Here is a 14,019-nt window from a genome sequence, read left to right as displayed (position 1 = left end):
AAATTTGTTTTGGCTACAAATATAAGGATTCCTCTTTTGATAACCATCCGTTTGAATTAATATGTATAAAAAAAGAATGAATATTAGTATATTGGGGTACGAAAATACCGCTTTGCTGTTACAACAAAGCGGTATAGGTAGATACATCATTAGATGTGTGCTATTCTTTCTTTTCCTTATCTTTGGATGTTACTATGTAATCTTCTTTAATGAATTCATCGTAGACACGTTTCGGATGGTCGAACGGTGCAGTTCCGTTTTTCTGTTCGTTGAAGTTGTCCCGGCGGAATTGTTTTAATTTCAGATTGTCTTCTGCGTACTCTCTAAGTTTCTTAGGCTCGTTTCCATAAAGCGAACTTTCGGTCACATCGGAATTGAGCAAACTCTCTTTGGGGGTAATAGTCGGCAGAAGTACTTGTTCCAATAGTCCACGATAGGCTCCGTTATATTCGCACCATACGATGTCATTGGTTACGAATATGCGATAGGAGTACTTTGACCATGCGGTTTTGATTTCAATGGACGTAGCATAAATCTCAATAGTGGCTTCTGAACCATACGCCTGGTCACGGATCACAACGGTCGTCCGACCGCTAAGTTCTTCCTTCACGGAAGTTTGCCATTTTTCGGAATTCATGATTTCTTCGATGATTTCCGGGAACTTTTCTTTAATTTCAAACTGTATTCTCATGGTGCTTGCCTGCGGGCAGGACTTTTTAAGTTTTTCCTCCTTAAACAATTAAGCTAGCCTAAAGTTACATATATTGAACCGAAAAAACAAGTATCTGTTTAAATATTTGCTATTTTTGCCCAACAATCAGCCTTTTTGTTTGAATTTGTCATAAATATGCAATAAAATACAAAGGCTTGTTTATGCAACATAGAGTGTGAAAACGAGAATGGGAGTAAGGATATGAAAGATTTGAAAGTAGATGAATCTATAGGATTGGTATTGGAAGGCGGAGGTATGCGCGGTGTGTTTACTTGTGGTGTACTCGACTATCTGATGGATCACAATATTCGTTTTCCTTATACGATAGGAGTATCGGCAGGAGCGTGTAATGGGTTGTCGTATGCTTCCCGTCAACGGGGACGTGCCAAATACAGCAATATTGACCTGTTGGAAAAATACAACTATATCGGTTTGAAGTATTTACTCAAGAAGCGTAACATTCTCGATTTCGATTTACTTTTCAATGAGTTTCCCGAGCATATCCTTCCTTACGATTATGAAACTTATTTTGCTTCATCCGAGCGTTTTGTGATGGTGACTACGAATTGCGTGACGGGAGAGGCCAACTACTTTGAAGAGAAGAAAGATAAAAGGCGAGTGATCGATATCGTTCGTGCTTCCAGCAGTCTGCCTTTTGTTTGCCCTATTGCTTATGTAGACGGTATACCGATGCTCGATGGAGGAATTGTAGATTCCATTCCCCTGCAACGGGCTATTGCGGATGGTTACACACATAATGTCGTTGTACTTACCCGTAACAGGGGGTATCGGAAAGATTCGAAGGATATTCGTATTCCGGCATTTGTTTATCGGAAATATCCGAAGTTACGTGAAGCGTTGAGCCGTCGTTGTGCTGTTTATAATGAACAATTGGAAATGGTGGAGCGTATGGAAGACGAAGGAAAGATTATCGTTATCCGCCCATTGAAGCCTGTGGTGGTAGACCGTATTGAAAAGAATGTGCGCAAACTGACGGAATTTTATGAAGAGGGATACGCATGCGCACAGGCTTTGTCTCATTATTTTTCTACTTTTTTCCCCGATTAATTCGATTTTAAGTCTTTATTAATTCCTTTTAGTGGGATTTATTAAGGGGCGCTCCTTTACTTTGCTGAAAAATAGTATTGGAGAACTTTTAATATAACATGAAAAACAAAGGAATATGGTAAAAAGATTTAGTTGGTTGTTTTTTTGTTTATTGTTTTCAGTAGGTATAACAGCCAAAGGTGGAGGCAGGCAATATAACTCTTATAAGGGGTTAGTGATGGCCGGTTATCAGGGGTGGTTCAATACCCCTGATGACGGCTCCGGCCGCGGCTGGCATCATTATAATGGTCCGAAGGGTTTTCGTCCCGGTTCCTGTTCAATTGATTTCTGGCCGGAAGTGTCGGAATATAAAAAACTCTATAAGACAGAGTTTACTTTTGAGGATGGCAAACCAGCATCAGTCTTTTCTTCTTATGACGAATCTACAGTCGAACTTCATTTTAAGTGGATGAACCAATATGGGTTGGATGGAGTATTTATGCAACGCTTTGTTTCCGAAATTCGGAATGAAAGCGGATTGAAACATTTCAATAAAGTCCTCAATTCGGCAATGAAGGCAGCAAATAAATACGAACGGGCTATCTGTGTGATGTATGACTTGAGTGGTATGAAGCCGGGAGAAGAAGGGTTGTTATTAAAAGATATTGCAGAAATCGCACGTCAATATTCTATAAAAGATCATGTCAAGAATCCTTCTTATCTATATCATAATGGGAAACCGTTGGTTACCGTATGGGGAGTTGGATTTAATGATAACCGACGTTATGGGCTGAAAGAGGCGGAGCGTATTATTGACGGTTTAAAATTGCAAGGATTCAGTGTAATGCTTGGAGTGCCTACCCAATGGCGCGAACTGAAAGGAGATACAGAATCAGATCCCCACCTTCATCAGCTTATCAGAAAATGCGATATCGTGATGCCTTGGTTCGTAGGACGTTATAATGAGAACACTTATCCAAAATTTCAAAAAATGGTAGAGGCGGATATCCAATGGGCAAAGAAAAATCAAGTGGATTATGCTCCATTGGTATTTCCAGGTTTCTCGTGGGGCAATATGAAAGGTCAAGATCACAATTCATTCATTCCCCGCAACAAAGGTTCTTTCCTTTGGAAACAGCTGATGGGAGCTATTCGTGCAGGAGCCGAAATGATCTATGTAGCAATGTTTGATGAAGTGGATGAAGGCACAGCGATCTTTAAATGTGCAAAAAAAGTTCCGGTAGGGGAAAGTATATTTATTCCTGTTGAAGAGGAAGTGGAAAGTGATCATTACTTGAAGCTGGTCGGTGAGGCTGGAAAAATCTTACGTAAGGAAAAGGCGATGGCATTCGATACTAGTTTGAATCCTTCGGCGCCTAATCCTTTTATCCGCCATATGTATACGGCAGATCCTTCCGCACACGTTTGGAAAGATGGCAGGTTGTATGTATATGCTTCGCATGATATTGCTCCGCCCCACGGATGTGATTTAATGGACCGTTATCATGTTTTCTCTACCGACGATATGGTACATTGGACAGATCATGGTGAGATCTTGAATTCAGCTCAAGTGTCTTGGGGACGTAAAGAAGGAGGTTTTATGTGGGCACCGGATTGTGCATATAAGAATGGAACCTATTATTTTTATTTTCCTCATCCTAGTGGAACGAATTGGAATGATAGCTGGAAAATCGGAGTGGCTACGAGCCGTAAGCCTGCCGAAGGGTTTAAGGTAAAAGGTTATATAGAAGGAATGGATCCGTTGATTGATCCTTGTGTTTTTGTGGATGACGATGGGCAAGCCTATATCTATAATGGTGGTGGCGGTCTTTGTAAAGGGGGGAAACTGAAAGATAACATGATGGAATTGGACGGACCTATGCAGACAATGGAAGGTTTGGAAGATTTTCACGAGGCGACTTGGATACATAAGTATAATGGTAAATATTATCTGTCTTATTCCGACAATCATGATGAGAATTGGAATGATGGGGTCAAAGGGGATAACCGAATGCGTTATGCCGTCAGTGATTCTCCTTTGGGACCTTGGGAATCAAAGGGAATCTATATGGAGCCGACTGACAGCTATACGAATCATGGTTCTATCGTAGAGTTTAAAGGACAGTGGTATGCCTTTTATCATAATAGTGCGCTCTCCAATCATGATTGGCTCCGTTCCATTTGTGTAGATAAATTATATCACAATCCTGACGGGACGATTAAGCTCGTAAAACAGACGAAAAGTACGCCGATAACGGTACAGAAAAGGTATCCGTTCCGTAATCCTCAACTTTCCATAGAGCAACGTGTTGATGATTTAGTTTCCCGTTTGACTCTGGAAGAAAAGGTGCGACAGATGTTGAACAATGCTCCGGCTATCAAACGTTTGGGAATTCCTGCTTATAACTGGTGGAATGAATGTTTGCATGGTGTTGGACGTACTAAATATCATGTCACAGTATTTCCGCAGGCAATAGGAATGGCAGCTTCATGGAATGATGTGTTAATGAAAGAAGTCGCTTCTTCTATAGCAGATGAAGGACGTGCTATTTATAATGATGCACAAAAGAGAGGGGATTACAGTCAATATCATGCTTTGACGTATTGGACCCCTAATATAAATATCTTCCGTGATCCTCGTTGGGGACGTGGTCAGGAAACGTACGGTGAAGACCCCTATCTGACATCTAAAATAGGAAAAGCCTTTGTTCTTGGGCTCCAAGGAGATGATCCCCGTTATCTGAAAGCTTCGGCTTGTGCTAAACATTATGCTGTGCATAGCGGTCCGGAAAAGAATAGGCATAGCTTCAATTCCGATGTAAGTACTTATGATTTGTGGGATACTTATCTACCGGCTTTCCGCACATTGGTAGTTGATGCAAATGTATCCGGTGTCATGTGTGCATATAATGCTTTTAAGGGACAGCCTTGTTGTGGAAATGATTTGTTAATGCAGTCTATCTTGCGTGATAAGTGGAACTTCAAAGGTTATGTTACTTCTGATTGTGGCGCTATCGATGACATATTCAATCATCATAAGGCACATCCGGATGCGGCTACGGCAGCAGCCGATGCAGTATTTCATGGGACTGATTTGGATTGCGGTCAAAGTGCATATCTGGCTTTAGTAAAAGCTGTAAAAAATGGAATCATTACGGAAAAACAATTGGATGTCTCTGTGAAGCGTTTGTTTACGATACGTTTTCGTTTGGGTTTATTCGATCCCGCAGAACAGGTGGATTATGCCCATATTCCCATATCTGTATTGGAATGTAAAAAGCATCAGGATTTAGCGAAGCAATTGGCGCGTGAATCAATGGTACTTCTCAAGAATGACCGATTGCTGCCCCTTCAGAAAAATAAATTGAAGAAGGTGGTAGTGATGGGGCCGAATGCTGATTGCAAAGACGCTCTGTTAGGAAATTATAATGGTCATCCTTCCCGTATGTTAACTCCTTTGCAGGCTATCCGTGAACGTTTGAAAGGAGTGGCGGAAGTTGTATATGTGAGTGGTATTGATTACATAAATACCGTATCGGAAGATGAACTGAAGCGATATGTTAATCAGGCGAAAGGTGCTGATGCGGTTATTTTCATAGGCGGTATCAGTCCGAGATTGGAAGGTGAGGAAATGTCGGTCAATAAAGACGGATTTGATGGCGGTGACCGTACTTCCATTGCTTTGCCGACAGTCCAGACACAACTGATGAAAGCATTGGTGGCAGGGCGCATTCCGACTGTATTCGTGATGATGACGGGAAGCGCACTTGCCATTCCTTGGGAAGCAAAGCACGTTCCGGCAATCTTGAATGCTTGGTATGGAGGTCAATATGGTGGAGAAGCGATTGCAGATGTTCTGTTTGGAGATTATAATCCTTCCGGAAAGCTTCCGGTAACTTTCTATGCCAAAGACAGCGATTTGCCGGATTTCGAATCCTATGATATGCAAGGACGGACATACCGTTATTTTAAGGGAAAAGCACTTTATCCTTTCGGTTACGGATTGAGTTATACCGATTTTAGGTATTCTTCTTTGAAAATGCCTACGGCTTGCAATACTACTGATAAAGAAATTCCGGTAACAGTTACAGTGAAAAATACAGGAAAGATGGATGGGGAAGAAGTTGTCCAGCTTTATGTATCCCATCCGGATAAAAAAATACTGGTTCCGGTGACGGCCTTAAAAGGTTTTAAACGGATATATTTGAAGGCTGGTGAAGCAAAACAAATAACTTTCTCCTTATCTTCTGAAGATTTGTCCTGCGTCGATGAAAACGGCATTCGTAAAGTTCTGCCTGGCACAGTAAAGATACAAGTTGGCGGCTGTTCACCTGTGGCTACGCTAACTGCTCCTTTAAAAACTGTAGAAACTGCTTTGAAACTTACAGGAGATACTTATACGATAGATAAATAATTATTTAATTATATTTGAAAAAAGCATAACATGAGAAACAAAATGAAATGGATGTTGGCAATAGGATTATTGTCATGTTCTGCGGTGATGGCGCAACAACAGAGCGATATTATGTCAGTATCGGCTTCTGTGAATGCGGAAAGAGCTGTATTGGCTGTTGATAAAAATGTGAAAACGATGTGGACGTTGCCGTCTCAGGCGTTGAAAGCCGAACAATGGTTAATGTTCACTATCCAGCAGCCGGGGGATGTTTGTGAACTGGACCTCCAGATGCAGGGAATCAATAAGAATGATCTGAAAGGATTATTGGATATTTATGTCACCTATGATCCGATGAACTTGGGAGATCCGGTGGACTACCAGGTGAGTGGGAACGATAAGTCAATGAAAGTCAAGTTTACTCCTAAATATGGTGCCCATGTCAAGTTGAACTTTAAATCCGGAAAAGCGGATAAGCCTTTCTCTTTGAAGGAAGTTGCCGTATTTCTAACAGAAAAAGTGCTGACAGACAGCAAAGGGAAAGTGACCGACCGTCCCTATATGGATGCATCGCTCCCTGTAGATGAACGAGTGGAAAGCTTGCTAGCTGCGATGACTCCGGCAGACAAGATGGAACTTATTCGTGAGGGATGGGGAATTCCCGGTATTCCTCACTTGTATGTGCCGCCTATTACTAAAGTGGAGGCAGTACACGGATTCTCTTATGGTAGTGGAGCTACCATTTTCCCTCAGGCTTTGGCAATGGGAGCTACTTGGAACAGGCAACTGACGGAAGAAGTAGCAATGGCTATTGGGGATGAGACAGTGATAGCCAATACCAAACAGGCATGGTCACCGGTATTGGATGTAGCTCAGGATGCACGTTGGGGGCGTTGTGAAGAAACGTTCGGAGAAGACCCGGTATTGGTCTCTCAAATGGGAGGTGCATGGATTAAAGGATACCAATCTAAAGGATTGTTTACTACTCCTAAGCATTTTGGTGGGCATGGAGCACCTTTAGGCGGGCGTGATTCACATGATATCGGCTTGTCGGAGCGTGAAATGCGTGAAGTGCATTTAGTACCGTTCCGTCATGTCATCCGTAACTATGATTGTCAGTCGCTGATGATGGCTTATTCCGATTATATGGGTATTCCTATTGCCAAGAGTACGGAATTACTCCAACGGATATTGCGTCAGGAGTGGGGATTCAACGGTTTTATTGTCAGTGATTGTGGGGCTATCGGTAACCTGACTGCCCGTAAGCATTATACGGCAAAGGATAAGATAGAGGCTGCCAATCAGGCATTGGCTGCCGGAATTGCTACTAACTGCGGTGATACTTACAATAATAAAGAAGTGATTCAAGCCGCAAAGGATGGACGTATCAATATGGAGAATCTGGATAATGTATGTCGTACTATGCTGGCTACTATGTTCCGGAATGAACTTTTTGAGAAGAATCCCTGCAAACCGTTGGATTGGAACAAGATTTATCCGGGATGGAATTCGGATAGTCATAAAGCTATGGCACACCGGGCAGCTTGTGAGTCTATCGTGATGTTGGAAAATAAAGACAACCTTCTACCTTTGTCAAAGGAGCTTCGTACGATTGCAGTTCTAGGTCCCGGAGCGGATGATCTTCAACCGGGTGATTATACTCCGAAACTTCAACCGGGACAGTTGAAATCTGTATTGACTGGTATTAAGGCTGCTGTAAGCAAACAGACCAAAGTGCTTTATGAAAAGGGATGCGACTTTACAGAAACGGGGATGACAGATATTCCTAAAGCAGTGAAGACCGCTTCTCAGGCAGATGTTGTAGTAATGGTGCTGGGAGACTGTTCAATAAGCGAAGCTACTAAGGATGTACGTAAGACGTGTGGTGAAAACAATGACTTGGCCACTCTGGTTTTGCCGGGTAAACAACAGGAATTATTGGAGGCGGTTTGTGCAACTGGAAAACCTGTGATTTTAATTCTTCAGGCCGGTCGTCCCTATGATCTTTTGAAGGCTTCGGAAATGTGTAAAGCTATTCTAGTGAACTGGTTGCCGGGACAAGAAGGCGGACCGGCTACGGCAGATGTTTTGTTTGGTGATTATAATCCGGGTGGTCGTTTGCCGATGACTTTCCCACGTCATGTAGGGCAGCTTCCTTTATATTACAACTTCAAAACTTCGGGACGCCGTTATGAATATGTAGATATGGAATATTATCCTCTTTATCGTTTCGGATACGGGCTAAGCTATACTTCGTTTGAATATTCGGGATTGAAGGTACAGGAAAAGCCGAATGGAAATGTGACGGTCGAGGCTACAGTGAAGAATGTGGGAGGTCGTGCCGGTGACGAAGTTGCCCAGTTGTATGTTACAGATATGTATGCCAGTGTAAAAACCCGTGTCATGGAACTAAAAGACTTTGCTCGTATTCATTTGAATCCCGGAGAGTCAAAGACTGTTTCTTTTGAACTGACACCGTATGATCTGTCATTGCTTAATGATCATATGGACAGAGTAGTCGAAAAAGGAGAGTTCAAGATTTGTGTTGGTGGTATGAGTCCTGATTATAAGGCAAATAATGAAATAAAGCATAGTGTGGGTTATAGCGACAAGAAGAAAGGAGTATCTGGGATACTTAATTATACGCATGAGTTCGGAGCTGATTTTGACCTCTCTGTATCGAAAGTGGAAGAGAATTTGTTGAACGACCAAAAGACCGTATGGGTGAGCGTGAAGAATGGTGGAACATTGATGGATACCGGTAAGGTGGAAATGTTTGTTGACGGTAAGAAGATGGGAGATGCCATTCACTATGAACTCGGACCCGGAGAAGAAAAACTGATTCCTTTCAAGCTGAGTAAAGATAATAAGCAGCCTGTTGCTTTCACTACCAAATATAAAATGGTAGCTTTATAAAGGTATCAATTAGAAAAACACAATGAAGGGGACTGCTTCTATAATAATTAGTATGTTGTTGGCAGGAAGTATCACTTCCTGCCAATCACAAAAGCAAATAGCCGCTCACCGGATTGTTACTAACCCGCTCAATCTGAATTATCGCTTCCAACCGAAAGACGAGTCTCGTCGTGAAGCCGCCGATCCGGTATTGGAATACTTCAAAGGCTACTATTATCTGTTTGCCTCCAAGTCCGGAGGATATTGGCGATCCGACGATCTGGCGGACTGGGAGTATATTCCTTGTACGACTATTCCCACACTGGAAGATTATGCTCCTACGATTCTTCCTATAGGAGATACATTATACTTCACTACCTCTAGCGGGAAAACCCAAATATTCAAAAATGCTCATCCGGAAAAAGATACATGGGAACCGGTAAACACGAAGTTGACCTACCGATTGCATGATCCGGCGTTTTATAGAGACGATGATGGAAGAGTGTATATGTATTGGGGATGTTCGGACAAAGAGCCTATTATGGGAGTAGAGGTCGCCCCGCAGGATGGTTTCAAAGCTATTGGGGAAGCTAAAGCGTTGATAGAACATCATGGAGACAAATATGGTTGGGAAGTTCCGGGAAAGAATAATGAAGAACCGCGTCAAGGATGGAATGAAGGTCCTTGTATGCTGAAACATGAGGGGCGTTACTATCTGCAATATGCGGCTCCAGGTACTCAGTATCGTATTTATGGCGATGGAATTTATGTCGGTGACAGTCCTTTGGGACCATTTGAATATATGGAGGATAATCCGTTTTCCTTTAAACCGGGAGGTTTCATAGGTGGGGCCGGGCATGGGCATACTTTCCGTGACAAATACGGAAATTATTGGCATGTGGCGTCTATGACTATTTCTGTCCGCCATTGGTTTGAACGGAGGTTAGGGCTTTTCCCTGTTGTAGTCTCTTCTCGCAAAGGTATGTACGCTCATACGGTTTGGGGAGATTATCCATTCTATATTCCGGACCGCAGGGTTGATTTCAGCGGGAATAATCTCTGTATGGGCTGGAATCTACTCTCATATCGGAAGCCTGTTCTTGCATCTTCGTCTCTTGCAGGATATGAGCCGGATAAGGTAAATGACGAACAAATAGAAACGTGGTGGGCTGCTCAAACCGGAAAAAAAGGAGAGTGGATACAGGTTGATTTGGAGAATCTGTTGTCAGTGAATGCTGTACACGTGAACTTTGCCGATCATAATTTCAAGGTTTTTGCACCGCATCCTCCGGTAGTCTATCAGTTCATTATTGAGGGGTCGGTGGACGGAAAAGAGTGGGTGAACCTTGTTGACGAAAGAGACAACAGTAAAGATGAACCTCATCGTTTGTTTACATTAGATAAACCCGTAAAAATCAGATATCTGCGGATCAGTAACGCAAAGAACATGGAGGGCAACTTCTCTTTATCCGGTTTCCGTGTGTTTGGTACGGGGCAAGGTATTGCTCCTTCTAAAGTGGCGGGATTCCGAGCTGTTCGGGATCAGCAGGACAAGCGGATTTACCGTTTTATTTGGGAAGCTCAAAAGGGGGCTACGGGCTACGTATTGCGCTGGGGAACTCAAAAGGATAAACTGACTCATGCAGTGATGGTTTTTGATAATCAGTATGAGGCCCGTTATTTTAATCGGGATTCGGAGTATTATTTCTCAATTGAAGCTTTTAATGAAAACAGCTCCGATCTATTAAAGAGTACAAGATAGAAAAATGAGTATCAAAGGAATAAGAAAGTTTTTATTGGCGGGTGTTCTATGTGGAGCACCTTGCCTTTTTTCGTACGCACAGGAGTTATATAAGAATGCAAATGCCCCTGTGCATGAACGAGTGATGGATTTGATTTCACGTTTGACGGTGGAAGAGAAGATAAGCCTGCTTCGTGCGACTTCTCCCGGCATTCCCCGTCTGGGCATTGATAAATATTATCATGGCAATGAAGCATTGCACGGAGTTGTCCGCCCGGGACGTTTTACGGTATTTCCACAGGCTATCGGACTGGCGGCTACATGGAATCCCGAATTACAAAAGCGGATAGCTACTGTGATTTCGGATGAGGCGCGTGCCCGTTGGAATGAACTCGATCAGGGGAGGAATCAAAAAGAGCAGTTCAGCGATGTGCTGACTTTCTGGTCGCCTACCGTGAATATGGCTCGTGACCCTCGTTGGGGACGTACACCGGAAACGTATGGGGAAGATCCTTTCTTGAGCGGGGTGATGGGAACGGCTTTTGTGAAAGGATTACAAGGGGATGATCCGCATTATTTAAAGATTGTTTCTACTCCCAAGCATTTTGCTGCCAATAATGAAGAACACAATCGTTTTGTCTGCAATCCGCAAATTTCGGAAAAGCAACTGCGCGAATATTATTTCCCTGCTTTTGAGATGTGTGTGAAGGAAGGAAAGGCCGCTTCCATCATGACTGCTTATAATGCACTTAATAATGTGCCTTGTACGTTGAATTCCTGGCTCTTGCAGAAGGTGTTGCGTCGGGATTGGGGATTTCAGGGATATGTGGTATCCGATTGCGGAGGACCTTCTTTATTGGTCAATGCGCATAAGTATGTGAAGACCAAAGAAGCGGCAGCCACGTTATCCATTAAAGCCGGATTGGATCTGGAATGTGGAGATGATGTGTATGATGAGTATCTGTTGAATGCTTATAAACAATATATGGCTTCGGAAGCAGATATCGACTCGGCTGCTTATCACGTGCTGACAGCTCGTATGAAGCTGGGGCTTTTTGATGGTGTGGAACGAAATCCGTATGCTAAGATCTCTCCGTCGGTAATAGGTTCGAAAGAGCATCAGACGGTAGCTTTGAATGCTGCCCGCGAATGTATTGTCTTATTGAAGAATCAGAAAAATATGCTTCCGCTTAATGTAAAGAAGCTGAAATCGATAGCTGTTGTGGGGATTAATGCCGGTAAATGCGAGTTTGGTGATTATAGTGGGGCTCCGGTAGTGGAACCAGTTTCTATTTTGCAAGGTATCAAGAACAGGGTAGGTGATAAGGTAAAGGTGGTTTATGCTCCTTGGAAATCGGCTGTCGATGGTCTGGAACTTATTCAAGGAGAGAATTTCCCGGAAGGGCTGAGAGCGGAGTACTTTGATAATACCCGTTTGGAGGGCACGCCTAAAGAGCGCAAGGAAGGTTGGATCAATTTTGAACCTGCCAATCAGGCACCCGATCCGTTCCTCCCTAAATCTCCTCTTTCCATTCGTTGGACAGGTAAGTTGAGGCCTACTATCTCCGGACGTTATACTTTTAGCTTTACTTCGGACGATGGTTGTCGTTTACGTATTAATAATGAAATGTTGATTGACGCTTGGAATGGGCATTCCGTATCTACCGACTCCGCATCTATTTATCTGGAGGCGGGAAAAGATTATCAACTGCAGGCGGAGTATTATGATAACCGGGATTATGCCATTGCAAAGTTGCAATGGAAAGTGCCGCAAATAGGAAAGGCTACCCGGCTTGATTTGTATGGAGAAGCGGGAAAGGCTGTTCGCGAATGTGAGACTGTTGTTGCCGTAATGGGAATCAATAAATCAATTGAACGCGAAGGACAAGATCGTTATGACATCCAACTTCCGGCCGATCAGCGTGAATTCTTACAGGAAATTTATAAAGTGAATCCTAACATCATTTTGGTTTTGGTTGCAGGAAGTTCTTTGGCTGTTAATTGGGAAAACGAACATTTGCCAGCCATTGTGAACGCATGGTATCCCGGCGAACAAGGGGGAACGGCAGTTGCGGAAGTTTTATTTGGGGATTATAATCCGGCGGGTCGTTTACCGTTGACTTATTATAAGTCTTTAGAGCAACTTCCGGCCTTTGATGATTATGATATAACCAAAGGACGTACTTATCAGTATTTTAAGAAAGATGTGCTCTATCCGTTTGGATATGGACTTAGTTATACGACTTTTAAATATAGTAATCTGAAAGTAGACGATGCGGGAAAAACAGTGAATGTATCATTTACATTGAAGAATACAGGTAAGCGGGCAGGTGATGAAGTTGCGCAAGTCTATGTTAGATTACCGGAAATAGCAGGCAGTACACAGGCTATCAGACAGTTGAAAGGTTTCCGTCGTGTTGCTTTGAAGGCAGGAGAGAGCCGGAAAGTGGAGATTACGCTTGATAAAGAACAACTTCGGTATTGGGATGAAAAACAGGCTTGTTTTGTAGTGCCTCAAGGTTCGTTTACTTTCATGGTAGGTGCTTCATCCGGTGATATTCGTTTGGAGAACACTACAAATTTATAGTGTCCGTCATTTTAAAGTCGTTTTCGTAGGGATATTCAGTAAATGTTCCTCTTTCTAAAAAATCAAGAGAAAAGCTCACGTAAAGCAAAGCTTTTCTCTTGATTTTTTCGTTCAACTCTCCCAGTCTTCTATCTTTTTTGTAGAATATTGTTTACATATTCTTGTTTTTTCCTTCCCACCCATGCATTATGTACATGTCTTTTTTAGGGGAAGTTAAAACCTCTCCTGTTTTTCCTGTTATTTTAGTCAGATTATGCTGCCTTTCTTTTTTTCTTTTCGACCTTTTCTATCATACATACCGCATTGGCTGTATGTATCCCAAAGAAAATCCAAAGTACTTCCGTTTTCCTGTTTCTAGCTTTTATCCTGGCCAGTGAGTAATGTTGTTTCTGCGTTCCAAAACTTCCTTCCAGGCGGGTAGCTCTTTCGCGGCTGAGTTCCGACCGTAAGATTCTCCGAAGCGGCTCATCTTTGGCAGCTCTGCCCTTACGCTTAAAGGAAGTACTTATATGATATTTAGTACAAAATTTCCGGTTGGCATTATTGGCATAGATTGAATCCGCCGCAAGCGCCTTAACCCTAACCCCGGTCAGTTGTTGTTGCAGATGAATACAGTCTTTCAAACGTACTCCTTCGTTAAAACG

At 42.8% G+C, this 14,019-nt stretch carries 7 protein-coding genes; 5 read left to right on the top strand and 2 right to left on the bottom strand.

Features of this window, described 5'->3' with window-relative positions:
* Nucleotides 1-160 precede the first annotated feature (160 nt).
* Nucleotides 161-691 (bottom strand): hypothetical protein, encoded by a 531-nt coding sequence (locus BACFIN_RS17530; protein WP_022275916.1) that lies wholly within the window; start codon nucleotides 689-691, stop codon nucleotides 161-163.
* A 222-nt stretch (nucleotides 692-913) separates the two neighbouring features.
* Here BACFIN_RS17530 and BACFIN_RS17535 point away from each other — a divergent pair, with 222 nt between their 5' ends.
* From BACFIN_RS17535 to BACFIN_RS17550, 5 genes are all read left to right on the top strand, one after another.
* Nucleotides 914-1,780 carry a patatin-like phospholipase family protein gene (locus BACFIN_RS17535; protein ID WP_007748444.1) on the top strand — a complete coding sequence of 289 codons (867 nt, stop codon included), beginning with the start codon at nucleotides 914-916 and terminating at the stop codon, nucleotides 1,778-1,780.
* Between the two features lie 115 nt (nucleotides 1,781-1,895).
* On the top strand, nucleotides 1,896-6,173 hold the full coding sequence (locus BACFIN_RS23145; RefSeq protein WP_007748443.1) for a glycoside hydrolase family 3 C-terminal domain-containing protein: 4,278 nt from the start codon (nucleotides 1,896-1,898) through the stop codon (nucleotides 6,171-6,173).
* Between the two features lie 30 nt (nucleotides 6,174-6,203).
* Entirely contained in the window at nucleotides 6,204-9,068 is a 2,865-nt protein-coding gene (locus BACFIN_RS17540) for a glycoside hydrolase family 3 C-terminal domain-containing protein (protein ID WP_007748440.1), read from the top strand.
* A gap of 22 nt (nucleotides 9,069-9,090) precedes the next feature.
* Entirely contained in the window at nucleotides 9,091-10,809 is a 1,719-nt protein-coding gene (locus BACFIN_RS17545) for a family 43 glycosylhydrolase (RefSeq protein ID WP_007748438.1), read from the top strand.
* A 4-nt stretch (nucleotides 10,810-10,813) separates the two neighbouring features.
* Nucleotides 10,814-13,375, top strand: a complete 2,562-nt coding sequence (locus BACFIN_RS17550) for a glycoside hydrolase family 3 C-terminal domain-containing protein (RefSeq protein WP_007748437.1) — start codon at nucleotides 10,814-10,816, stop codon at nucleotides 13,373-13,375.
* 251 nt (nucleotides 13,376-13,626) lie between these two features.
* Here BACFIN_RS17550 and BACFIN_RS17555 read toward each other — a convergent pair.
* The coding region (locus BACFIN_RS17555) for a transposase (RefSeq protein WP_007748433.1) at nucleotides 13,627-14,019 on the bottom strand (393 nt) is incomplete at its 5' end.

This window comes from Bacteroides finegoldii DSM 17565, assembly GCF_000156195.1.
Taxonomy (GTDB): Bacteria; Bacteroidota; Bacteroidia; order Bacteroidales; family Bacteroidaceae; genus Bacteroides; species Bacteroides finegoldii.
This window is presented reverse-complemented; position numbering and strand designations above follow the sequence as displayed.

Excerpts from the sequence above, each read along its gene's own strand:
- BACFIN_RS17530 (WP_022275916.1), bottom strand. The coding sequence starts at position 691 with ATGAGAATACAGTTTGAAATTAAAGAAAAGTTCCCGGAAATCATCGAA.
- BACFIN_RS17535 (WP_007748444.1), top strand. The coding sequence starts at position 914 with ATGAAAGATTTGAAAGTAGATGAATCTATAGGATTGGTATTGGAAGGC.
- BACFIN_RS23145 (WP_007748443.1), top strand. The coding sequence starts at position 1,896 with ATGGTAAAAAGATTTAGTTGGTTGTTTTTTTGTTTATTGTTTTCAGTA.
- BACFIN_RS17540 (WP_007748440.1), top strand. The coding sequence starts at position 6,204 with ATGAGAAACAAAATGAAATGGATGTTGGCAATAGGATTATTGTCATGT.
- BACFIN_RS17545 (WP_007748438.1), top strand. The coding sequence starts at position 9,091 with ATGAAGGGGACTGCTTCTATAATAATTAGTATGTTGTTGGCAGGAAGT.
- BACFIN_RS17550 (WP_007748437.1), top strand. The coding sequence starts at position 10,814 with ATGAGTATCAAAGGAATAAGAAAGTTTTTATTGGCGGGTGTTCTATGT.